Here is a 22,684-nt window from a genome sequence, read left to right on the forward strand (position 1 = left end):
ATCTTGAGAATGGATCGTCCTCAGGACGAGCTGGGCTTAAAACTCTTCCCAGCTTTCGTTCTTGACGGCAGCATTGCCGGAGAAGGCACCGGCCAGCTTGCGGCCGAGAGCGCGTGCCGGTGAGGCGGCAGGCGTTTCGTTTGCCTTCACTGCACGGACGGTTGACTTGTAGGTCTGTACCGACAGCTTGAACTGGGCGAGAAGAGCGTTCAGCGACGCAGCATCGCGAGCAAGACCATGGCTTGCAGCGGTCTGCTCTTCGACCATGGCAGCATTCTTCTGAGTGTCCTGGTCCATCGTGTTGACCGCGGTGTTGATCTGCTGCAGGCCTGAAGACTGTTCCTGCGCGCTCTCTACAATCGCGTTGACGTTGCGGTTGATCTCCTGGACTTCGCCGACAATCGTCTGCAGTGCCTTGCCGGTTTCGCCGACGAGATGCACACCGTTCTGGACCTGCTCATTCGACGCATTGATCAGCGTCTTGATTTCCTTGGCGGCGTTTGCGGAACGCTGGGCCAATTCGCGAACTTCCTGAGCGACGACTGCAAAGCCCTTGCCCGCCTCACCCGCACGCGCGGCTTCAACGCCGGCATTGAGCGCCAGAAGGTTGGTCTGGAAGGCAATGTCATCGATAACGCCGATGATGTTGCCGATCTCGCCGGAGGACTTTTCGATCGCCTCCATGGCCTGAACAGCCTTCTGGACGACCTCGCCGGACTTTTCTGCGCCCTGACGGGTGCGGGCAACGAGGTTGCCTGCTTCGGTGGCGCGGCGGGCAGCATCCTTCACCGTGGTGGTGATCTCTTCCAGAGCGGCTGCAGTTTCTTCGACGGAAGCGGCCTGCTGCTCGGTGCGCTTGGCAAGATCGTCGGCAGCCGACTTGATCTCGGCCGAACCGGCCTCGATGCTGCGGGCATTTTCAGCGACCTGTTCGAGTGCACCCTGCAGCTTTGCAGCCGAGGCGTTGAAGTCACCGCGGACACCATCAAGCGCTGCCGTAAACGGCTGCTCGATACGGTAGGAGACGTTGCCATCGGAAAGCTGGCTCAGTGCCTGGGCGAGATTGTCGACGGCGAATTTGACGTCGGCAGCTTCGCGGGCCTTGGCGGCTTCGCGCTCGATGCGTTCCTTTTCCGACAGGCTGCGGTTGTCGTCGGCTTCCTGTTCAAGGCGGGTGCGCTCGAGAGCGTTGTGACGGAAGACTTCGACGGCTTCAGCCATCTGGCCGATTTCGTCCTTTCGGTCGAGACCATCGATCGCAGCGCGGGCATCGCCGGCGGCAAGCGACGCCATACGTTCACGAAGGCGCGCCATCGGAGCGGTGATACCCTTCTGGGCGATCGTCAGTGCCAACACGATAGCAACGGCGATACCGATCAGCATGCCGATGAGAGCAAGCTGGATTGTGGAGGAAACCTCATCGGACAGCTTTTGGGCACCGTTCTTGATGAGATCGGCCATCGCGGTATTGTTTGCACCCGACTTCGCCGACATGTCATTGGTAATCGCTTCGAGCTGCTGAGACAGGGTGTCAAAACGGGTTCTGTCACCCGAGACATGGGCCTTCAGGATTTCTGCGCCGACGGACTTGATATCGTCGATGCCCTTCAGCAAATCACCGACAGCGGACTGACGGCTCGGGACGATTTCGGGAATCTGCGCGATGCGTGCGCGGGCGCCTGTCAATTCCTTGTCGAAACGGCCGGAATATTCGGAAAATGCGCTGGACTTAGGGTCCTGATCAATGGCCCGGTTGAGCCAATTCACTGCTGTCCACATACCTGCCGCGCCACGCGGGCCGAAGGTAGCCGCCATGCTCTCGTTCGAGAGAAAGTCTGAATATGATTGATTTGCCGCGCTGAAACGCTGGGTCACGAATAACAGACCGGCAAGCGAAATGACGCCAAGGATGGCGATCGCCATCAAAAACTTGGTCTTTATTTTTAAGTTCTTGAGCATGGGGGGACCTTCTCAGGAAGACTGAAAACACGCATTCGGGGGAGGAGGAAAATGCAGGAACCGTTTTTTTGACGGCGCGCGTCATGCGCGTGGAGGATCGACAAGGCGATCTCTGTGTGCTTGTCGCACCCTAGGGCGAATTTCATAAAAAAATCTTACATTTGCTGCATTGCATTATAGTTTTTGACAAAGGCGAGAAAACTGCCCCTCCTTTCCGATTATCGGCCTTCATGCCTCCTTAATCATGGGGGGAGAATGCATCAGATTTATATTGCACCGCACAATGTTGCGACGTTAACAGGGCACCAAGGCGATGATTGCCGCCTCCCGCAGAGCGGGCAGATTGATATGAAATCAACGACTATTATCGAAGGAATTTTCCCGTGGATCTTAGCCGCCGCAACCTCATGACATTCGGTGCCGTCGCAGCCGCAACTGCCGTCACCATCAAAAACGCCTCCGCCCAGGCGATCAGCTTCACCCCCTCCCCGATCTACCCCGATCCGGCCATTCAGGTTCTCGACCCGAGCTTTGCGAAATACCGTGTTGCCAGCGCTTCGCTGGAACAGGTTGCCACCGGCGCTCGCTGGCTGGAAGGTCCGGTCTATTTCGGTGACGGCAAGTATCTGCTGGTCAGCGATATTCCGAACAACCGCGTCATGAAGTTCGACGAAACGAACGAGACATGGAGCGTGTTCGACGCCAATTCGAACTATGCCAACGGCCATTGCCGCGACCTGCAGGGCCGCCTCATCGCCTGCGAGCATCTGACCCGCCGCGTTACCCGCACCGAGCATGACGGCTCGATCACGGTTCTTGCCGACAACTACAAAGGCAAGAAGCTGAATTCGCCGAACGACATCGTCTGCAAGTCAGACGGCTCGCTGTGGTTCACCGATCCGCCATTCGGCATCGGCGGCATGTGGGAAGGCGAAAAGGCGGACCCGGAACTGCCGCACTCCGTCTACCGCATTTCCGCCGAAGGTGAACTGTCGCTGATCACCGACGAACTCAAGGGCCCGAACGGGATCGCCTTCTCCGAAGACGAGAAGAAGCTCTATATCGTCGAAGGCCGCGCGCAGCCCTACCGTATCGTCTGGGCTTACGACGTCTCGAAGGACGGCAAGACGGTTTCCAACAAGAAGGCGCTGATCACCGCCGACGACAATGGCGGCCTCGACGGCTTCAAGGTTGATGTCGACGGCAACCTTTGGTGCGGCTGGGGCTCGTCCGGTGCTGCCGGCGCAAAGCCGGAAGAGCTGAACGGCGTGAAGGTGTTCAACAAGGAAGGCAAGGCGATCGGCTTCATCAAGCTGCCGGAGCGCTGCCCGAACCTCGTTTTCGGCGGCAAGAAGAAGAACCGCCTCTACATGGCGTCGAGCCACTCGGTCTACGCACTTTATGTCGAGACCCGCGGCGCCGTCTGATCGCCTTTACCAGCATCACTGAATTGAGAAACGGGCCGGAGCAATCCGGCCCGTTTCCATTTCACCGGATAGCAAATGTCAGCCGGAAGCCGTTTTCGGGGTGACAAGCCGGGATTGCGCCAATAGGAGACATTCTCACATTCTGCAGATCATGTATTTTCAGATGATCGACGCCTTTCCTGAGCGGAACTCCGGGCGCAGATGAATAAGTCCCCAGGCATTTCAACAGATCGAGGGGAGAACGGTGCGCGCCTGATAACCATGGCTTGGCTTGAGCCATCGGACGCCACCAGTGAAGAGGAGGTAGTTGGAGCGGATACCAGACCCAAAACAGGATGAACCCTGATCGGTCCGAGACGCTGACCAAGTGATCTTGATATAGCCATCCGATATGCGAGCTGCCGATCCTGCGGTTTCAAGCTGATATTTCAAACGAGGACAATTTGATGAACACCGGAAACATGATCCGGTCGCTGGCCGTTGCGGCCTGCGTCCTGACGCTTTCTGCATGCGACGAAAGCAAGACCAGCAATAAAGAACAGAACCAGCCATCTGCCGAACAAGCTGAAGTGCTGAAATACAACGCCTATGTCGAAGTGGCGAACTCGTTCCAACGCTCCTATGCCAAGGAGCTGGCGACCTTCCAGAGCTATGTCCAGCCCGTGCTCGAGGGCAAGGACAAGAACGACAACCTGTTCTACTCGACCAACAATCTGGACAGGCTCAAGAACGCCCTTGCCAAGGCACGTGAGATGAAGCCCGACATGGCCGAGCTCGACGGTTCGGCGGATGCGTATCGCGACGCGGCCGAAAAGGCCGAACCGCTCGATCGGGACATGGGCAATTATATCGTCGCCAAGACCTATCTGAGCGACAAGGGCGCGCATGGGCGCGAGATCCAGCCAGCCTTCATCGCCGCCATGGAAACTCTCGCCGCAGCTCAGGGCAATTTTATCAGCGCCATCGACGCCAAGGACCGCGCCCGGATCAAGGCCGAGTTCGAAAGTGCGCAGAAGGATACGCGCGACTATTTCCGCATCGGCATGATCTACCATATCAAGGAAAGCATGGACGCCGCCGATGGTTTTCTGCAGGGCAAGGGGCTGGGCGACAGGAAGGATACGCTGAAGACTTCCCTCGATCAGTTCAACGCGATGGCAACGGGTTACGACGCCAAGGTGCGCGAGAAGAACAATGCCGGATGCTCGTCGATGATGCTCAACGTCAACGCCTATCTTGCCACCGGCCGCCAGATCATCCTGCGGACCGAAAACGGTCGTTATCAGGAAGACAAGAAGGCGCAGTTCCAGATGATGTCGGCGGAACGGCAGGACGCAACGCAGTTGCTGCAGGACTATAACAACGTCATCAACGCGATCAATTTCAACAAGTGCTGACGCGACGTGGCGTCATGGGCGCCGCATCTCCCTGTTGATGAAGAAACCTTGCGGGCCGGAGCGATCCGGCCCGTTCGCGTGCATGGCGGAAGATTTGAGGGCGATGCGCAGACAGCGGGAATAGCCGTGATATGTTTGAGACATGGACCGTCTACCGTAGAATCGTCACATTGAGCGGTTCCAAGCTTTGCAGCTTGACGATCGCAAGCTGCCAGACCTATGCCAAACATGACCTTCAGCCTGCCTTCAGAAATCCCTTCTATCCTTTAAAGCCTATCCCCAAGCTTCGGAGCTGCCATGAGCGTGAGTTGGACTGATGCCGCCATTCTTGGACTTGTCCAGGGATTGACCGAATTCCTGCCGGTTTCCTCCAGCGCGCATTTGCGCATTCTCGGCGAATTCCTGCCCTCGGGCACCGATCCTGGCGCCGCATTCACGGCCATCACCCAGCTCGGCACAGAGACTGCGGTTCTCGTCTACTTCTGGAAAGACATCATCAATATCGCCACCGCCTGGCTACGTCAGGTGTTCAGGATCGGCGATTACGACAAGGATGCGGCCCGCATGGGCTGGCTCATCATCATCGGCTCGCTGCCGATCATCATCCTGGGGCTTGGTTTCAAGGACCAGATCGAACACGGCTTGCGCAACATGTATATCACCGCCGTGATGCTGATCGTCTTCGGCCTGATCCTGGGCTGGGCTGACCGCATCGGCAAGAAGAAATATGCGCTTAGGCAGCTGATCTGGCGCGACGGCATCATCTTCGGCTTTGCCCAGGCGATGGCGCTTATCCCCGGTGTCTCCCGCTCCGGCGGAACGATCACTGCCGGCCTTCTCCTTGGCTACACGCGCGAGGCGGCGGCGCGTTACTCGTTCCTGCTCGCTGTTCCTGCCGTGTTCGGCTCGGGCTTCTACCAGCTTTTGAAGACAATGGGTGAAGACACGGCGGTAGCCGCCGGCCCCACCGCCCTTGCAACGCTAATCGCCTTCGTTGTCGGGTACGGCGTCATCGTCTGGTTCCTGAAGCTCGTGTCGACCAAGAGCTACATGCCGTTTGTCTGGTACCGCCTGGTGATCGGCGTGGCACTGCTTGGCTTGCTCGGCTTCGGCTATGTCAGCCCGATCTGAGGATGAGCGAGATATTCAATGATTTGGGGGCGCAGTGGCGCCCCTTCGCATTTGGATGGCTTGGACAGGTAGTGCCGTCAGCCGAGGCGGCACCACCCGTCTACACACCGGCGTGATGATCGCTGTTTTCACAGCATTTTTTGAATTTAAGCAACTCATCATTCATCTATTGTCGACTAGATCATGCGGAAGAGATGCAATCCGTATGAGGTCATAGCATGTTGAAGGTCAGTCGAGCAGGTGTGCTGGCCATCGCGCTGGCTAGCTCCCTGGCCTTCCTGCCTCCGTTCAACGGCATGCTGAGCGATGGAATACGCTCACTGAAAGACATGCTGGACACAAGGCCAGAGCAGCGGGTGCTGTTCATCGGCAACAGCCGGACATTCTACCACGCGATGCCCTTCATGGTGCGCTCGATTGCCGATTCGGCGGGATATCCGGAAAAGCTGCATGTGGAAATGGACGCACAGCCCGGTGTGAGCCTCGAGTATCACCTGGAGAGCGGCAATACGCAGGCCCAGCTCGAGCGCCGATGGGATCATGTCGTGTTGCAGGTGTTGAGCAGCGACCAGTACAGCGCCGAGAAGGCCAATGGGGCATGGGACACCGCCGCAGCGATGATCAAGGAGGTGCAGGCCAACGGGTCATCGCCTGCCATGTTCGTAACCTGGAGATACACCGACCAATGCACCCAGGGAGCGGGCATGCCACAGACGGCAACCGGCATGACGCCGGCGGGCTATGCCAACATGCATGTGAACATCCAGCAGCAGCATGCGCGCCTGGCCGCCCTGACCGGGGTCGATCTGGTCAATGTCGGCCTTGTCTGGGAGGAACTTCAGGATCGGCCGAGAGATTTCAGACTCTACGATGATTGCAACCATCCCTCGATCTACGGCAGCTATCTGTCGGCATTGATGTTCTACGGTTATTTTTCCGGAGACGAGGTTACGGATGTAAAATTCAAACCGGATGAAGTTTCATCCGAGGATGCGAAAATGCTTCGCACAATCGTCTCTCAATATTTCAAGCAGAAATCCAAAGATCACACAGCATCACTTGAGGCTGTTACCTCCCGATAAATTATCATCCCGGGACAATTCTACGAGATTCCCCCAGATATATACAAATTCAGCGGCCGCATTAAGAGACATTAAATTGTATTCTGCTTGCATGAAACCGGCTGGGGAACCATTTCATGACAGAGACTAGACCGGGCGGGCGACGGCACGACCTCGATGCGCTGCGTGTGATGAGCTTCGGTACACTCATCATCTACCATACGAGCCTGATATACGGCACCAAGCCGTGGCTGCTCAATGCGGCTGAAGGCAGCCGTCTGATCGACCTGATCTCCATCGGCTCCCATCCGTGGCGTATGAGCCTGTTATTCTTCATCTCCGGGCTCATCACGACATCGTTGCTCAAGCGGAAATCTATCGCGCAATTGCGCAGCGAGCGGACCCGGCAGCTTCTGTTACCATTCGTGCTGGGCATTCTCTTTGTCGTTCCGCCCCAGATGTATTTTTCAAATCCCGACGCGTTTTCCGAGGTATCCTACCTGGAATTCTGCACGCTCTACCTGGTGTCCGGCGCACCGCTCGGGCACATGTGGTTCCTCGCCTACCTGTGGATCTATGCGTTCCTCTGGCTGCTCGTCTTGCCATCGATCAGCCGATATCTGCCCAAGATATCCACTTGCTTTGCGTCGTCGCTGCAAGGTGCATACCTATATTTGATACCGATCCTGTTTCTCGCGGCAATCCGGCTTTTCCTCTATCCAATATTCGGTGAAACACTGATCATCGCCACCGACATCTACTCGCATCTCCTCTATTTTTCGATGTTTGCCGCGGGCGCATTGCTGATGGATGAACCGCGCTTCTGGCAGGAGATCGATCGGCAGAGGTGGAGAAGCCTTGGCCTATCGGCCATTTCCCTGCTGATCATCACGACAATCGTGGTGTCAGTGCCTCGCGAACAGTGGCCCGACGCAATTGTCACGTCGATGCGGATCCTTCGGTCGATCTTTCAATGGAGTGCGATCATCGCATTGCTGGCATTCGCCGCCCGGATTGCCAACAAGCCCAACCGCGTTGTTACCTACCTCAACAAGTCGGTCCTGACTTACTATGTCGTGCATCAGACCGTGATCGTGATTATCGGGTATTATGTTGCTCAGGCCGGCATGCTGAATATGCATTCCTTCCTTCCGATTGCCGTAGCAGTGACCGCCACTTGCCTGGTCATCGGAGAATTGCAAAAGTTCACGATGAGATATCTGAAGGCCATGGCGACCAAGATCGCAACCTCCTTACGGATAGGCGCCAAGCCCTCTTCGTCCGGCGCGACCAGCTGACACGCGCCTCTTCAGACGAGATTTGCACCACAAGGCGTCCCCGCGGCTTGCCTCAATCATAAACCCGCTTCAGATTGGCCACGCAGTCCAGTTCTTTCAACTGCGAAAGAAGTTGGTTGAGCTGACGCAGGTCCCAGACTTCGATTTCCATCGCGATCTCGGAAAAGTCGTCGGCGCGATTGGAGCCCATGGACATGGTGCGGATATTGATGTCGAGCGCACCGATCGTCTTGGCGACGGTTGCGAGCGTGCCGGGTTCATTGATCGTGTTGATCTCGATCTTTGCCGGGAAGCGTGACTTGTTGGCTTCGTCGAGATCCCAGCGGACATCGATCCAGCGTTCTGGCTCGTCGTCGAATTTCTGCAGCGCAGGCGCCTGGATCGGATAGATGGTAATGCCTTTGCTCTTGCCTGCATCCATGATGCCGACGATGCGATCACCGGGGACCGCGCCGCTCGGGGCGAAACGCACCTGGGTATTGGCGGCAAGGCCGCGGATCGGCAGCAGCGTCGCCACGAGATCTGCAGCCTGGGCATTTTCCAGATCGGTCTGGGATTTCGCCGGCAGCTTGAACATCATGCCGGTTGCACTCGGGACGTTGAACCAGCCCTGATCGGCTGCTGGCTTCACGGTTACGCGCTCGTCCTTGTAATCCGGGAAGACGGCGCGCAGCACGTCGAGCGAGGAAAGTTCACCGCGACCGACAGAGGCGATCGTATCCTCGACATCCTTCTGCGCCAGACGGTGCAGCGCCGGCTTCAGCGCGTCGCGAGAAAACGTCTTGCCGGCACGCTCGAAGGTGCGCTCCAGAATGCGGTGACCGAGGCCGGCATATTGCTTGCGGATCGCCATGCGGGTGGCGCGGCGGATTGCCGAGCGCGCCTTGCCGGTGACGACGATCTCTTCCCAGGCGGCTGGCGGAACCTGGACGCCGGAACGGATAATCTCGACTTCGTCGCCGTTATTCAAACGCGTGACGAGCGGCATGATGCGGCCGTTGATCTTGGCGCCGACGGTGGTGTCGCCGATATTGGTGTGCACCGCATAGGCAAAGTCGATCGGGGTTGCGCCGCGTGGCAGCGCGATAAGCTTGCCCTTCGGGGTGAAACAGAAAACCTGGTCCTGGAACAGCTCGAGCTTGGTGTGTTCGAGGAACTCTTCAGGATTATCACCTTCGGCCAGCGATTCGATCGTGTGGCGCAGCCAGGAATAAGCGTTGCTCTCCTTCGGCAGAAGCTCTTCGCCTTTGGCCGGTCCCTTGCCTGCAACAGACTGGCCGTCCTTGTAGAGTGTATGAGCGGCGATGCCGTATTCGGCGATTTCCTGCATCAGCTGGGTGCGAATCTGCAGCTCGATACGCTGGCGGGACGGACCGACGATGGTGGTGTGGATCGAACGGTAATCGTTCTGCTTGGGGTTCGATATGTAATCCTTGAACCGGCCCGGAACGACGCGCCAGCGTGTGTGAACGATGCCGAGCGCCTTGTAGCAGCAGGCAACGTCGTCGACGATGATGCGAAAACCGTAGACATCCGAGAGTTGCTCGAAAGAGAGCGACTTCGACTGCATCTTGCGGAAGACGGAATAAGGTTTTTTCTGCCGTCCCTTGACGAAAGTTCCATTCAGGCCGTTGGCGACCAGAAGCTCACGCAGCTCATCCTCGATCTTCTTGATCAGGCCTTCATTGCGGGCCGACAGATCCGCCAGACGCTGTGTAACCGTCTCATAGGCTTCCGGGTTGATGTACTGGAAGGACAAATCCTCCAGTTCGTCACGCATGTCCTGCATACCCATGCGGCCAGCGAGCGGCGCATAGATATCCATCGTTTCCTCGGAAATGCGCGCCTTCTGCTCGGCCTTCATGTGGTCGAGCGTGCGCATGTTATGCAGACGGTCGGCGAGCTTCACCAGCAGGACGCGGACGTCATCGGAAATGGCGAGCAACAGCTTGCGGAGGTTCTCGGCCTGCTTGGCCTTTTTCGACACCAAGTCGAGGCGTTTCAGCTTGGTCAGGCCTTCGACGAGCCGACCGATATCCTCGCCGAACAGTTCGTCGATTTCGGCGCGGGTGGCTGTCGTATCCTCGATCGTGTCATGCAGAAGCGCGACCGCGATGGTCGACTCGTCGAGATGCATGTCGGTGAGGATGGCCGCTACTTCGAGCGGATGGGAAATGTAGGGATCACCAGAGGCGCGCTTTTGCTGGCCATGCTTCTGCATGGCGTAGACATAGGCCTTGTTGAGAAGAGCTTCATTGGCGTCGGGCTTGTATTTCTGAACCCGCTCAACAAGCTCGTACTGCCTCATCATTCCCGGAAATGCCCTTCAAATACGGTGTGGCGACAAAAGAAAATGGCGCGCCAACCATCGGTTAGCGCAGCCATCATAATTGAGACAACCAGATTAGGGCGATAGGATGAACGATACCTTGCCGCAGCGCACTATCATTCCGATCGGAGCGATTATTCCGACCATTTTATCCAGGCCAAGCGGATATGGATCGAAATCCGCTCAGGCACACTATACCAATCAGTAGTCGTCGCTCTTTTCCGGCGGAACCAGACCTTCGATACCGGCCAGCAGTTCTTCTTCCGACATCTGGTCGAAATTGACGGTTTCCGGAGCATCTTCATCTTCAGAATCGGAGGCAACCGATACGCCGCCAGCGGCGATAAGAGCCATAGCGGCCGGATCGGGCTCAGGCTCATCAATTTCAACATGCTTCTGCAGCGAATGGATCAGGTCTTCCTTCAGGTCGTCGGGAGACAGGGTCTCGTCGGCGATCTCGCGAAGGGCGACGACCGGGTTCTTGTCGTTATCGCGGTCGATGGTGATCGCGGCGCCCTGCGAAATCTGGCGAGCGCGATGGCTTGCGAGCAGAACCAGCTCGAAACGGTTGTCGACTTTGTCAATGCAATCTTCTACTGTGACACGGGCCATTGCCTGTCCTTTGCGGTCCTGGATTTCCGGAATTGATACGCCCGATACAGCCATTGTGCGGGAAATTCAAGTTTTTCCTAAACCCGGGGCCAATCGAGTGGTGAGTTACGGAGCGTTTACTGAGGAGAAAACGCTCCATTCCAAGGCGCAAAGCACTGACAGCATGATCTCTGTCAAAGCCTGGCGGCAAAGAAACGGGTGAGGTTAACCTGTTTATCCGGATTCTAAATCCGGCAAGCGCTGCGCCCGAGAACTCATAGTCGAATGGTCCGCGCCTTGGACATAAGACTAAAGTGCTTGGGATGGAGGAATATATTCAATCAGCACGTGCTTGGAATATTGCGAATCGTAACTTACATGACAGATATATGAATAGTTCGTAATGTAAGAATTATTCCGATATCGTCGGTACATATTTCGTTTTACCGATCTGCTCGGAAAACGGGCATAAAAAGGGATGGAGACATATGTTTGACCCGAGAGAGAAGATTGCTCTCTTTATCGATGGCGCGAATTTGTACGCCGCCTCAAAAAGCCTCGGCTTCGATATCGATTATCGAAAGCTTCTGAAGGCTTTCCAGAAACGCGGATACCTGCTTCGAGCCTATTATTACACGGCGCTGATCGAGGACCAGGAGTATTCCTCCATCCGCCCGCTGATCGACTGGCTGGACTATAACGGCTACAAGGTCGTGACCAAGCCCGCGAAGGAATTCACGGATAGTCTTGGCCGTCGCAAGATCAAGGGCAATATGGATATCGAACTGGCCATCGACGCGATGGAACAGTCGGAAACTGTCGATCATCTGGTGATTTTCTCCGGCGACGGCGACTTCACCAATCTGGTGGAAGCGTTGCAGCGTCGTGGCCGTAAGGTTTCGGTCGTCTCGACGATGCAGACGCAGCCTCCGATGATCGCCGACGACCTACGCCGTCAGGCCGATCACTTCATCGACCTGATGACGCTGAAGGCGGAAGTCGGCCGCGATCCGAGCGAACGCGCGGTACGCCCGACCGAACCCACAGAGCCGGCCGACGCGTAACTGTCGAAGCAGACATCATTAGAAAAATAGGCGCCCGTTTTTCGGCGGCGCCTATTTTTGTTTCGGGCTAGAAGAGTCTCATGCTGTTTCAACGCCCTTCCGACGATATTCTTTATGATGCGCTGATCGCCCGCGATCCTTCCTATGAAGGGTTTGCCTGGGTTGCAGTGAAGACGACCGGCATTTTCTGCCGCCTCACCTGCCCTGCCCGCAAGCCGAAGCGCGAGAACTCAACTTTCTATGAGACGATCGCCGAGTGTCTCGAAGCGGGTTTTCGCCCCTGCAATCGATGCCGGCCGATGCTGAAGCTTGGCGAGACCGATCCAGTGGTGACACGGCTGATCGATGCGCTGGACGCCGATCCGCTACGGCGCTGGAGCGAAGACGACGTGACTACCTTAGGCGTTGATCCGTCAACCGTGCGGCGCGCCTTCAAGCGGCAATTCGGCATGAGTTTTCTGGAGATGGCGCGGCTGAGACGCATGGGCAAGGCCGCAGAAGTGCTGAACGATAGCGGCAACGTCATCGATGCCCAGCTCGATGCTGGCTACGGTTCCGGTAGCGGCTTTCGGGCCGCGATCGCAAAATTGTTCGGGGAAGCACCGGCGAAACTGCGCGGCAAGGCGCTGCTGCGTGCCGACTGGATCGATACGCCGATCGGCCCGATGATCGCGATCGCAGACACGCATGCGCTGCACATTCTGGAATTTGCCGAGCGCAAGGCTTTGCCCGCGGAAATCCGCAGGCTACAGAAGGCGAGCGGCAGCAGCATCGTGACGGGACGGTATCCGCCGATCGACGAGATCGAGGCCGAGCTGAAGGCCTATTTTTCCGGCGAAAACAACGGGTTCAAGACGCGTCTTGCCGAGCATGGTTCGCCGTTCCAGCGGCAGGTGTGGCAGGCGCTGCGAGAAATCCCCGCCGGAGAGCTTCGCACCTATGGCGCACTCGCGGCCGACATGAACATGCCCTCCTCCACCCGCGCGGTCGCAGGCGCCAACGGCGCCAATCAGATTGCCATCGTCATTCCTTGCCACAGGGTGCTTTCAGCCGATGGCAGCCTGACCGGCTATGGCGGCGGCCTGTGGCGCAAACGCTGGCTGATCGAACATGAACGCCGAATGGCGGAAGGCTATCCGGCAGAGACCGCGGCTCGCTGATCTCCGTTTGACTGCGGACGGCTGCCCGACTTTGTCGCCCGGAAGATGGCCTCGACGACGAGCGACAGCGGCAGGCCGATGAAGAGCGGGATGAAGAAATAGATCACCCGGAAGGCGACCAGCGAGCCGATCGATGCCTGATCGCCCATGACATGCCGGACGGTCGCCTCCAACACACCGAGGCCGCCTGGCGCATGGGTGATGAGGATAGCAACATTGGCGAGCACGAAGGCGGTTGCGGCCTTGAGATAACTGACATCGGCGCCCGCCGCCATAACCTCGCGCAGGCAGGCAGAGACGAAGGCGAAGTTGATAGTGCCGATGACCACCTGAGCGACGGCAATCTTCCATGTGGGCATCTGGAAGGTCCAGCTACGGATTTTCAGTGGCGCGCGCAGGAAGATGGCGAGTGCGATATAGAGCGCAGTTGCGAGGAGACAGCCTGCGCCGATGGCAATCACGACCTCCTGCTTCAGACGCAGCACTGCGGCAGCATCCTGCGGGTTAACCACCATGACGATGCCGGCAAGCACGGCCATGCCGAGCCCTACCGTGACGCCCGAGAGCAGTACGATCTTCGCTACATCTTCAGTCGTCATGCCCCAATGGGCATAATACCGATAACGCAGGGCACCGCTGCTCAAACCCGACATGCCGACACTCTGACCGATGGAGAGCGCGATGAAGGAAGCGAGTGCGATCTTGGGATAGGGCAGATCGTTCTTCACATAACGCACGCCGCACCAGTCAAAGCCGGTGAGGCAGAGATAGGAGCCGAAGGCGAAGAGGAGCGCCAGAGCCAGATTGGCAGCTGGGATATCGCGGACCGACTGGACGATCTCGGAGAACGAGTGCTCGCGAAAAACCTGATAAAGGAGCCAGGCAGCAAGGCCGAAGCCCACAACCAGCATGAGGTAGGTGAAAAACTGCTTCTTCGTCATTATCCGCTTGCCCGCATGAACGTGCGGGGAAACGGTGGGGATGAGGTTTGGTTCCGATTGGACAGGTACGGATGCGGAAGCAGTGACCAAGCTGCGCCAGTGTCAGCCCCTGCCCCTTCCCCGTAGACGGGGCAAGGGAACGTTCTCTACTCGACATTCGAGAGAGGCTGAGGCGGAGCAGGTTTTGACCTTCTGCCCGTTATCACGGGGAGAAGGTGTCGACAGGCGGATGATGGGCCGGAACCCGGTGCAGAAAGTCTCTGGCCGATACAGCCGTCAGCCGCCCTTCAGCAGCCGCGACTTCTGGCGGTTCCAGTCGCGTTCCTTCTCGGTCTCGCGCTTGTCATGCAGTTTCTTGCCCTTGGCGAGCGCCAGTTCCAGCTTGGCACGGCCGCGGTCGTTGAAATAGATCTTCAGCGGTACGAGCGTCATGCCTTCGCGGTTGATGCCGTTGCGAAGACGGTTGATCTCGCGCTTTGACAACAGCAGCTTGCGACGGCGGCGCGGCTCGTGGTTGAAGCGGTTGGCCTGCAGATATTCCGGCAGGTGGCTGTTGATCAGCCAGATCTCGTTACCTTCGTCAGACGCGTAGGATTCCGCGATATTGGCCTTGCCATCGCGCAGGGACTTGACCTCGGTGCCGGTCAGCATGATGCCGGCCTCGTAGGTGTCGATGATTTCGTAGTTGAACCGAGCCTTGCGGTTTTCCGCAACGATCTTGTTGACTACGCGCTGGCTGCCTTTGGGTGCCATCAGACGAATTCCATTCCGCTTTATCCATAAAAGAACCCCGCCCAAAAGCGATGAGCGGGGTTCAGACATTCATATAATGCGGCCAGCAGCGAATGTGAAGCTTATGCGTCAGCGCAGCCGACGCTTAAAACCTCAGTTCAACAGGCCCGCATGGCGCAGCGCGGCATCGATTGCGGCTTCGGTTGCGGGCTCAAGCTCGGAGACCAGGGGCGAGCGCACGGTGCGCTCCATGCCGCGCAGCTTGCTCAGACCGTATTTGGCACCGCAGAGGCCCGGCTCCATGAAGATTGCCTTGTGCAGCGGCATGAGACGATCCTGGTATTCGAGCGCCTTCTTGTAATCTCCGGCCAGCGTCGCCGCCTGGAATTCAGCACAGAGGCGCGGCGCGACATTGGCTGTGACCGAAATGCAGCCGGCACCGCCATGCGCATTGAAACCGAGCGCAGTAGCATCCTCGCCGGAGAGCTGGATGAAATCGGTACCGCAGGAGATACGCTGTTCCGAGACGCGCTCGATCTTGCCGGTCGCATCCTTGACGCCGACGATGTTCTTATGCGCCTTGGCGAGCTTTCCCATGGTTTCCGGGCTCATGTCGATGACGGAACGCCCCGGGATATTGTAGATGAAGATGGGCAGGGAAACCGCATCGGCGATTGCCGAGAAATGGGCGAAAAGCCCCTTCTGGGTCGGCTTGTTGTAATAGGGCGTGACGACAAGCAGAGCATCGGCGCCGGCCTGTTCTGCGTGCTGTGCCAGCTCGATCGCTTCTGTCGTATTATTGGAACCGGCACCAGCGATGACCGGCACGCGCTTGGCAGCGACCTCCACACAGAGCTCGACCACACGCTTGTGCTCATCATGGGAAAGAGTCGGCGATTCACCCGTCGTGCCGACCGGGACGAGGCCCGAGCTGCCCTCTGCAATCACCCATTCGACATGATCTGCAAATGCTTTTTCATCGACAGCCCCGCCAGCGGTGAACGGCGTTACGAGCGCGGGGATCGATCCCTTGAACATGCAAAACTCCCAATGGCCGCAGTCCATGCTTCGGCCGTAATCAATGACTAAGGTGGCGCACCATAAAGCGGAGGCAGATCGCCGACAAGCGCAAGCTCACGGGAAACTGATCACCGGCCATCGCTCATCGATGCGTATTTTAGAGGTCGTGGTAAGGTTTCGTTAATGCCACCGGAGCCTAATGGGAGAACCCGATAGGGGTATATGTCTTTTTCGCGAGTCGCCGGATGAAGAAGCCCGCTCTGATCCTCACCTTAGGATTGAGTGCAGCCAGCATATCGAGCCTTGTGCTCGCCCAGAGCGATGGCGCTGGCAGTGGCATCGTGCCGCTTCCCTTTGCCCGGCCGAACGCACCGATAAGCGTGCCTGTGCCAACGCAACCGGGCTCCCAGGCTATTCCCACGCCAACGGCCATGCCGATCCCCGAGATTACCGGCTCCATTCCGAGACTCGACCGACCGCTGGCATCTTCTGCACTGAAAACCGGTCTAGACGCGCTTTCCGGCAATGATGCGGCGCAGGCGATTGCTGCACGCGACAGCCTGCCGGCAGGCTCACTCGACCGCAAAATCCTCACCTGGGCGATTGCCAGTTCGGGAATGAAGGATGTGCCCTATCGTGAGATTGCTGGCGCTTCACGCGAGCTGACCGGCTGGCCGGGGCTCGGCGGATTGCGCGAGCGGGAAGAGCGCGCGCTTTATCGCGAAAACCCGCCTGCTCCAGCCGTGCTTTCCGCCATGGGCAATTCACGCCCGCAGACGCCGGAAGGTGCGATGATCCTTGCCCGAGCGCAGACGGCAGCCGGTAAAACCGCTGAGGCCGCCCGGACCCTGCGCGGTCTGTGGTCTTCCGAAACACTCGATGTGGCGACCGAAGACAAGTTGCTTGGCGAATTCGGCGGGATGTTTACCGCGGCCGATCACAAGACCCGCATGGACTATCTCATGTATCGCGGCCGCGTGGCGCAGGCAAAGCGGTTTTCGGGTCTGGGCAATGCGCAGTCGCTTTACAACGCGTGGGCGGCCGTTGCGAACAATGCCAGGAATGCCGATGCGCTGATCAATGCCGTTGCAGGCTCGTGGACGAGTGATCCCGCGTATCTCTTCGCCAAAATAGAATATGCAAGGCGACAGAACGATTATGCCGGAGCGGCAAAGCTGCTTGAGCGCATACCGCGCGATCCTGCAAAACTCGTCTATCCGACGGAATGGTGGAACGAGCAACGGATCGTCTCACGCGGGCTTGCGGATCTAGGGCAGTTCAGCACCGCCTACAGGCTGGTCGCAAATCATGTGGCGCAGTCTACCGTCGACCGCGCCGATGCGGAATTCCATGCCGGATGGTATGCGCTGAGAGCGCTTCGGGACCCGACCATGGCGGAGACACATTTCCGCAAGATCTACGAGGCCTCCAACCGGCCGCTTTCCGCGTCGCGGGCGCTCTACTGGCTCGGTCGATCGGCTGAGGCCGGCGGACCGGGAGAGGCGCGTAACTTCTATGAACAGGCGGCGCGTTATTCCGGCACGTTCTACGGGCAGTTGGCTGCCGCAAAGCTCGGCAAATCAACGCTCGATGTAAGCTACCCCTCCCCCACGGCGCAGGACCGTGAGCGCTTCGCTTCGCGTGAGGTGGTCCGTGCCATCGCGCGGCTTGACGCTGTCGGCCATGACCGGCGATCAGCAGCACTTTATGCAGCACTCGGCGAGCAGATCGACAGCCCTGGCGAACTTTCGCTTTTGACCGCACGCGCGGAAGCACAAGGCGACCATGCACTGTCGCTGCGAATCGGCAAGTCGGCTTTTTCCCGTGGCGTCGATGTGGCGGCACTCGCCTATCCGATCGGTGTCATTCCGGCCGGCGCCAATATTGCCGGTTCCGGCAAGGCGCTTGCCTATTCGATCGCAAGGCAGGAAAGCGCATTCAACCCGGCAGCCGTTTCCGCAGCGAATGCCCGCGGCCTTCTACAGCTTTTACCAGGGACGGCACAGGGCGTTGCCAAGCGGCACGGGATGAGCTTCAAGGCGGACCGGCTGACCAGTGACGCTGGTTACAACGCCACACTTGGTGCGCATTATCTCGGTGAGCAGATCGACGCTTTCGGCGGCTCCTATGTACTGACCTTCATAGCTTACAATGCCGGGCCGAAGCGTGTGCCGGAATGGATTGCTCGTTATGGTGATCCGCGTGGCAAGTCGCTCGAAGAGGTGATCGACTGGGTTGAACGCATCCCCTTCCCCGAAACGCGCAACTATGTTCAGCGCGTGCTGGAGAATTATCAGGTCTACAAGACCCGGCTGGGGCAGAAGGCGGATATCGACGCTGACCTCAGATTTGGCAGGCAGTGAGGCCGGAAGCCCTAAACAGTCGTGCCTTCAGTTCTCGGACGGTTCGATGGCAGGACACCCTGATAGCGACAAAAAGCCCGGCCAAGCCGGGCTTTTCAACTTCTGTCGATCAGAAATCCCGCTGCAGACGCAGGAAGCCGTCGAAACGGTCGCCATCGCCATAACCGGCAGTGTCGATGTCAACATTGTTGTAGTTGAAGGTCGCCTTAGCCAGGAGGTTCGGCGTGACCTGGTAATCCGCCGTCACGCCGACGCGCCAGGCACTGCCGCCCGTATAATCGTCGCTCGTGGGAATGATGTTATCCCAATACTGAACGCCGGGCGTGAGCTTGAACTTTTCGGAAACAGCGAAGGCGTACTCGGCGCCAATCGTCCATTCCGAATAATCCCAATAGCGGGTCGGGCCGGAAGAATAGACACCGAAAACACCCAGCTTGCCGGGTCCGATCTCGGCGGACAGAGTGGATGCGACGACGCCGTCTTCGTGGTCGAACTCATAGGCGCCGAACAGATCGATGGAAAACGCGTCAAACTTGCCGCCTACCAGACCGCTGAGACCGATCTCATCGGCACTGCCATCGGCGTCCGTCTTCCAGCCGGCCTGCGAATTGAAGAAATCAGCCTGTCCGTAGGCCGTGAATGCTCCAGATTCGAAAGTGTAGCGAATGGAATTGTTCAGCGTATCGCCGCCAATATAGTCCCCGAAAATATCGGTTGCGCTGCCCGAAAGCGGGCCTTCGTCCGACAGCACGGTCTCACCCGGCAGGCCGGTATCGAAGTAGTTATAGAAGTAACCGATACGGAAACCGCCCAGCTCGATATAGGTCTCGTTCAGCGCGAAGTCCGAGCTGTCGGAATTGTTGTTAGCGCGTAGCGTGACGCGGGAGCCGAGGGCGCCAAATTCGGTGTCGGACTTAGCTTCGAACCGGAGCTGCGCACGCGTATTGGTGCGATAGCCGGCGTCATCGTCGAGTTCGACCGCGCCAGCGCTTGTATCGATGTCGTAATTGCTGCGGCCATCCAGCTGCAGACGAATATAACCGCCGATCTTGAGACAGGTCTCGGTGCCGGGGATATAGAAATAGCCGGTGCCGAAAGCATCGCAGACGCGGACATATTCCAGCGGCTCCGGCTCGGCGGCGACAATGGCGTCAGCGGCGTGGGAAACAGAAGAAGCAACAAGGCTTGCTGCCGATGCGATGAGAAAACTGGTCAGCTTCATTGGGATTTCCTCGGTGAGCTGCATTCGCATATTGAGCAAACGCTACTCGCGATCAGAATAAGCGCAAGCGGCTTCTTATATGCAGATCCACTACATCACGCAGTTGGAAACTGACAGTTACCAATTTATCACGGACGAATTTCGACGCCGCCATAACGAGAAAAGCCCGGCGCGAGGCCGGGCTTTCCAGGTTAGATCCGAAAACCGGATTAGAACGAGCGCTGCAGACGCAGGAAACCATCCCAACGGTCAGCAGAGTCAACGTCGTTGTCAACGTCGGTATAGTTGACAGTTGCCTTGGCAGACAGGCCAGTGGTGATCTTGTAGTCAGCCGTGATACCAGCGCGCCATGCATTGCCGCCGTCGAAATCGCCATCGGCGTCGAGAACAACGTTATCCCAGTACTGGATGCCCGGTGCGATGGTGAACTTGTCGTTCACGGCAATCGCGTATTCCGCACCGATCGTCCACTCAGAGGCGTCGAAGTAACGGTTTTCGCCGAAGGAGTAGGCAGCGAAGACGCCGAGCGAACCCGGGCCGATTGCAGCCGTCAGCGTGGAAGCGAGAGCGGCATTTTCGCGGTCGAAGTCGTAACCAGCGAAGAAGTCGAGTGTTACGCCACCGAACTTGCCGGTGATGACGCCGTTGATGCCGATTTCATCCTGGCCGCGACCGGTGCCTGGTACGTCGTCCTTCCAACCGTCCTGCGAGTCGAATGCATCGACCTGACCGTAGACGGAGAAAGCGCCGGCGTCGTAGGTGTAACGGATGCCGTTGTTCAGGGTGTCGCCACCGAAGCCACCGTTACCATACGGACCAGCGTCGGAAAGAACGGTTTCGCCCGGAAGTCCGGTATCGAAGTAGTTGTAGAAGTAACCAACGCGGAGGCCGCCGAGTTCGATGAAGGTTTCATCGAGGAAGAAGTCGTTGTTGGCCACAGACGTTTCATAAGTCGTAAAACCGCCACCGACAGCATCCGGGATTGTGACCGAATAGGTGTTCGAGCTGTTGGTGTTAGCTTCCAACGTCATGGTCGCAGTCAGCGTGCCGTACTCGGTGTCAGACTTCGCGTCCAGGGTCAGGTGACCACGGGTGTTGGTACGGTAACCGCCTTCACCACCAAAGTCGTCATCGCTACGTGCGTCGATCTGGACGCGGACGTAACCGCCGATCTTGAGGCAGGTCTCGGTACCCGGAATGTAAAAATAGCCCGTTCCGAACGCGTCGCAAACGCGAACATATTCCAGCGGCTCAGGTTCGGCAGCGACGATAGCATCGGCAGCCTGGGCGACAGTGACGCTTGCAAGCGCCGCGGTCGATGCGATGAGAAGGCTCGTGATTTTCATTGTGGGGTTCCCCGGTCAACTCTAGGCTTTACAACCGTCAAGTTACAGGCGGGCGGCGGATGCTTACAAGCATTTCTGCATCTGCGACCGGTGAACATCAGGCAGTTGCAACGTGGTCGTTACTTATTTGTCACAAATTTGACGAGTAAACCGGACTCAAAGCCGCCTGTCCGTGCATTTTCATCCACTAATTCTTGCTGGAATTCTGCGACTGCATCCGAATCAACAGAAACAAAAAGCCCGGCGCAGGGCCGGGCTTTTCGCTCATATCTGAAAGATCAGATTAGAAAGAACGCTGCAGACGGAGGAAACCATCCCAACGATCAGCAGAGTCCGTACCGGAGTCTACGTCGGTGTAGTTGATGGTTGCCTTGGCAGCGAGGTTGGTGGTGATCTTGTAATCAGCCGTTACACCAACGCGCCATGCGTCGCCCTGATCGCCTTCGCCGTCGGCGAATACGATGTTATCCCAGTACTGAACGCCAGGAGCGATCGAGAACTTGTCGGTGACCTTAATGGCGTATTCAGCGCCGATCGTCCACTCGGAAGCGTCGAAGTAGCGGTTGGCACCAGTCGAGTAGGCAGCGAAGACGCCGAGCGAACCCGGGCCGATAGCAGCCGTCAACGTGGAAGCGAAGGCAGCTTCTTCACGATCGAAGTCATAACCAGCGAAGAAGTCGACGGTTACGCCACCGAACTTGCCGGTAACAACGCCGTTGATGCCGATTTCGTCGTCAGAACCGTTGTCGGTCTTCCAACCAGCCTGCGAGTTGAACGCGTCAACCTGACCGTAAACCGAGAACGAACCAGCGTCGTAGGTGTAACGGATGGAGTTGTTGAGCGTGTCGCCGCCGAAGCCGCCGCCACCGAAGCCAGGGCCGCCGTCAGAAAGAACGGTTTCGCCCGGAAGGCCGTTATCGAAGTAGTTGTAGAAGTAACCAACGCGGAGACCGCCGAGCTGCAGGTAGGTTTCTTCCAGGTAGAAGTCGTTGTTAGCCTGCGAAGTGCTGTAGGTCGTAGAACCAGCAGTCGGATCGGCCGGATCATTAGGAACCGTCACCGAGTAGCTGTTCGAAACGTTGGTGTTTGCGCGAAGAGTAACCTTCGAGGACAGCGTACCGAACTCGGTGTCGTTCTTTGCTTCAACAGCGATCTGGCCGCGGGTGTTGGTGCGGTAGCCGCCCTGCTGACCGTTCAGGTCGAAGTCCGAACGACCGTCAACCTGTACGCGGACGTAACCACCGATCTTGAGGCAGGTTTCGGTGCCCGGGATGTAGAAGTAACCGGTGCCGAAAGCGTCGCAAACGCGAACGTATTCCATCGGCTCGGGCTCAGCAGCCACGATAGCGTCGGCAGCCTGTGCGCCAGAAACTGCTGCGAGGGCAGCAGCGGAGCCGAGAAGAAGGCTCTTGATGTTCATTTTTGACCTCCAGTCAAAGTTACGTATGGGTCTAGGTCTTGATTTACCGAAGGACAAAAATTCCTTGGGCCCATCCCCGTGTTCTTAAAGCTGACGAACCACCGCCGCGCTTCGGAGTTGAAAATACAAATCGCCGTGAGCTGCGCAATGCCGAACTGTGGATGAGTGAGAGTTTAAAGGCAGCTTCACAAAACCATGTTGCCGAAAGGACACAAAACCGCAG

The 22,684-nt window shown here is 57.8% G+C and carries 17 protein-coding genes; 8 read left to right on the top strand and 9 right to left on the bottom strand.

The window, feature by feature from the left end; all coding sequences use genetic code 11:
• Positions 1 to 36 precede the first annotated feature (36 nt).
• Entirely contained in the window at positions 37 to 1,959 is a 1,923-nt protein-coding gene (locus tag HNQ72_RS09760; protein WP_183992026.1) for a methyl-accepting chemotaxis protein, read from the bottom strand.
• A gap of 383 nt (positions 1,960 to 2,342) precedes the next feature.
• On the opposite strand from HNQ72_RS09760, the gene HNQ72_RS09765 reads away from it, so the two are divergent.
• The 5 genes from HNQ72_RS09765 (at position 2,343) to HNQ72_RS09785 (ending at position 8,273) form a co-directional block, all read left to right on the top strand.
• Positions 2,343 to 3,386 (top strand): SMP-30/gluconolactonase/LRE family protein, encoded by a 1,044-nt coding sequence (locus HNQ72_RS09765; protein ID WP_210334165.1) that lies wholly within the window; start codon positions 2,343 to 2,345, stop codon positions 3,384 to 3,386.
• Between the two features lie 446 nt (positions 3,387 to 3,832).
• Positions 3,833 to 4,783, top strand: a complete 951-nt coding sequence (locus HNQ72_RS09770; protein ID WP_183992028.1) for a DUF3829 domain-containing protein — start codon at positions 3,833 to 3,835, stop codon at positions 4,781 to 4,783.
• Positions 4,784 to 5,080: 297 nt separating this feature from the next.
• Positions 5,081 to 5,914 (top strand): undecaprenyl-diphosphate phosphatase, encoded by an 834-nt coding sequence (locus HNQ72_RS09775; protein ID WP_183992031.1) that lies wholly within the window; start codon positions 5,081 to 5,083, stop codon positions 5,912 to 5,914.
• A gap of 218 nt (positions 5,915 to 6,132) precedes the next feature.
• Positions 6,133 to 6,996: a hypothetical protein gene (locus tag HNQ72_RS09780; RefSeq protein ID WP_183992033.1), complete on the top strand. Its 864-nt coding sequence runs from the start codon at positions 6,133 to 6,135 to the stop codon at positions 6,994 to 6,996.
• Positions 6,997 to 7,112: 116 nt separating this feature from the next.
• Positions 7,113 to 8,273: an acyltransferase family protein gene (locus HNQ72_RS09785; RefSeq protein WP_183992035.1), complete on the top strand. Its 1,161-nt coding sequence runs from the start codon at positions 7,113 to 7,115 to the stop codon at positions 8,271 to 8,273.
• A gap of 52 nt (positions 8,274 to 8,325) precedes the next feature.
• Here HNQ72_RS09785 and HNQ72_RS09790 read toward each other — a convergent pair whose 3' ends face one another.
• Both HNQ72_RS09790 and rpoZ read right to left on the bottom strand, forming a co-directional pair.
• Complete coding sequence (locus HNQ72_RS09790) at positions 8,326 to 10,584, bottom strand: RelA/SpoT family protein (RefSeq protein ID WP_183992037.1); 2,259 nt, start codon at positions 10,582 to 10,584, stop codon at positions 8,326 to 8,328.
• Between the two features lie 219 nt (positions 10,585 to 10,803).
• Positions 10,804 to 11,214 carry a DNA-directed RNA polymerase subunit omega gene (gene rpoZ / locus HNQ72_RS09795; protein ID WP_183992039.1) on the bottom strand — a complete coding sequence of 137 codons (411 nt, stop codon included), beginning with the start codon at positions 11,212 to 11,214 and terminating at the stop codon, positions 10,804 to 10,806.
• A 467-nt stretch (positions 11,215 to 11,681) separates the two neighbouring features.
• Here rpoZ and HNQ72_RS09800 point away from each other — a divergent pair, with 467 nt between their 5' ends.
• Positions 11,682 to 12,257, top strand: coding sequence for a LabA-like NYN domain-containing protein (locus HNQ72_RS09800; protein ID WP_112511088.1), 576 nt, complete (start codon positions 11,682 to 11,684; stop codon positions 12,255 to 12,257).
• A gap of 80 nt (positions 12,258 to 12,337) precedes the next feature.
• A complete protein-coding gene (locus HNQ72_RS09805; RefSeq protein WP_183992041.1) occupies positions 12,338 to 13,417 on the top strand; it encodes a bifunctional transcriptional activator/DNA repair enzyme AdaA in 1,080 nt (359 codons plus the stop codon).
• On the opposite strand, the gene HNQ72_RS09810 is transcribed toward HNQ72_RS09805, so the two are convergent.
• From HNQ72_RS09810 to dapA, 3 genes are all read right to left on the bottom strand, one after another.
• On the bottom strand, positions 13,390 to 14,358 hold the full coding sequence (locus HNQ72_RS09810; protein WP_183992043.1) for a lysylphosphatidylglycerol synthase transmembrane domain-containing protein: 969 nt from the start codon (positions 14,356 to 14,358) through the stop codon (positions 13,390 to 13,392). The two genes, HNQ72_RS09805 and HNQ72_RS09810, sit on opposite strands and share 28 nt — an antisense overlap.
• Positions 14,359 to 14,634: 276 nt before the next feature.
• Complete coding sequence (smpB, locus tag HNQ72_RS09815; RefSeq protein WP_183992045.1) at positions 14,635 to 15,111, bottom strand: SsrA-binding protein SmpB; 477 nt, start codon at positions 15,109 to 15,111, stop codon at positions 14,635 to 14,637.
• Between the two features lie 132 nt (positions 15,112 to 15,243).
• Positions 15,244 to 16,128, bottom strand: a complete 885-nt coding sequence (gene dapA, locus HNQ72_RS09820) for a 4-hydroxy-tetrahydrodipicolinate synthase (RefSeq protein ID WP_183992047.1) — start codon at positions 16,126 to 16,128, stop codon at positions 15,244 to 15,246.
• Between the two features lie 227 nt (positions 16,129 to 16,355).
• Here dapA and HNQ72_RS09825 point away from each other — a divergent pair, with 227 nt between their 5' ends.
• Positions 16,356 to 18,473: a lytic transglycosylase domain-containing protein gene (locus HNQ72_RS09825; RefSeq protein ID WP_183992049.1), complete on the top strand. Its 2,118-nt coding sequence runs from the start codon at positions 16,356 to 16,358 to the stop codon at positions 18,471 to 18,473.
• Between the two features lie 109 nt (positions 18,474 to 18,582).
• Here the strand turns inward: HNQ72_RS09825 and HNQ72_RS09830 are convergent, their stop codons facing one another.
• The 3 genes from HNQ72_RS09830 to HNQ72_RS09840 form a co-directional block, all read right to left on the bottom strand.
• The gene (locus HNQ72_RS09830; protein ID WP_183992051.1) at positions 18,583 to 19,695 is read right to left on the bottom strand and encodes a porin; all 1,113 of its coding nucleotides are present in this window, start codon (positions 19,693 to 19,695) and stop codon (positions 18,583 to 18,585) included.
• Positions 19,696 to 19,904: 209 nt separating this feature from the next.
• Positions 19,905 to 21,041: a porin gene (locus HNQ72_RS09835; RefSeq protein WP_183992053.1), complete on the bottom strand. Its 1,137-nt coding sequence runs from the start codon at positions 21,039 to 21,041 to the stop codon at positions 19,905 to 19,907.
• A gap of 283 nt (positions 21,042 to 21,324) precedes the next feature.
• Positions 21,325 to 22,461, bottom strand: coding sequence for a porin (locus tag HNQ72_RS09840; RefSeq protein ID WP_183992055.1), 1,137 nt, complete (start codon positions 22,459 to 22,461; stop codon positions 21,325 to 21,327).
• Positions 22,462 to 22,684: the final 223 nt, after the last annotated feature.

The sequence above is a fragment of the Aliirhizobium wenxiniae genome (assembly GCF_014201355.1).
GTDB classification, from domain to species: domain Bacteria; phylum Pseudomonadota; class Alphaproteobacteria; order Rhizobiales; family Rhizobiaceae; genus Neorhizobium; species Neorhizobium wenxiniae.

Excerpts from the sequence above, each read along its gene's own strand:
- HNQ72_RS09760 (WP_183992026.1), bottom strand. The coding sequence starts at position 1,959 with ATGCTCAAGAACTTAAAAATAAAGACCAAGTTTTTGATGGCGATCGCC.
- HNQ72_RS09770 (WP_183992028.1), top strand. The coding sequence starts at position 3,833 with ATGAACACCGGAAACATGATCCGGTCGCTGGCCGTTGCGGCCTGCGTC.
- HNQ72_RS09775 (WP_183992031.1), top strand. The coding sequence starts at position 5,081 with ATGAGCGTGAGTTGGACTGATGCCGCCATTCTTGGACTTGTCCAGGGA.
- HNQ72_RS09780 (WP_183992033.1), top strand. The coding sequence starts at position 6,133 with ATGTTGAAGGTCAGTCGAGCAGGTGTGCTGGCCATCGCGCTGGCTAGC.
- HNQ72_RS09785 (WP_183992035.1), top strand. The coding sequence starts at position 7,113 with ATGACAGAGACTAGACCGGGCGGGCGACGGCACGACCTCGATGCGCTG.
- HNQ72_RS09790 (WP_183992037.1), bottom strand. The coding sequence starts at position 10,584 with ATGATGAGGCAGTACGAGCTTGTTGAGCGGGTTCAGAAATACAAGCCC.
- rpoZ (WP_183992039.1), bottom strand. The coding sequence starts at position 11,214 with ATGGCCCGTGTCACAGTAGAAGATTGCATTGACAAAGTCGACAACCGT.
- HNQ72_RS09800 (WP_112511088.1), top strand. The coding sequence starts at position 11,682 with ATGTTTGACCCGAGAGAGAAGATTGCTCTCTTTATCGATGGCGCGAAT.
- HNQ72_RS09805 (WP_183992041.1), top strand. The coding sequence starts at position 12,338 with ATGCTGTTTCAACGCCCTTCCGACGATATTCTTTATGATGCGCTGATC.
- HNQ72_RS09810 (WP_183992043.1), bottom strand. The coding sequence starts at position 14,358 with ATGACGAAGAAGCAGTTTTTCACCTACCTCATGCTGGTTGTGGGCTTC.
- smpB (WP_183992045.1), bottom strand. The coding sequence starts at position 15,111 with ATGGCACCCAAAGGCAGCCAGCGCGTAGTCAACAAGATCGTTGCGGAA.
- dapA (WP_183992047.1), bottom strand. The coding sequence starts at position 16,128 with ATGTTCAAGGGATCGATCCCCGCGCTCGTAACGCCGTTCACCGCTGGC.
- HNQ72_RS09825 (WP_183992049.1), top strand. The coding sequence starts at position 16,356 with ATGAAGAAGCCCGCTCTGATCCTCACCTTAGGATTGAGTGCAGCCAGC.
- HNQ72_RS09830 (WP_183992051.1), bottom strand. The coding sequence starts at position 19,695 with ATGAAGCTGACCAGTTTTCTCATCGCATCGGCAGCAAGCCTTGTTGCT.
- HNQ72_RS09835 (WP_183992053.1), bottom strand. The coding sequence starts at position 21,041 with ATGAAAATCACGAGCCTTCTCATCGCATCGACCGCGGCGCTTGCAAGC.
- HNQ72_RS09840 (WP_183992055.1), bottom strand. The coding sequence starts at position 22,461 with ATGAACATCAAGAGCCTTCTTCTCGGCTCCGCTGCTGCCCTCGCAGCA.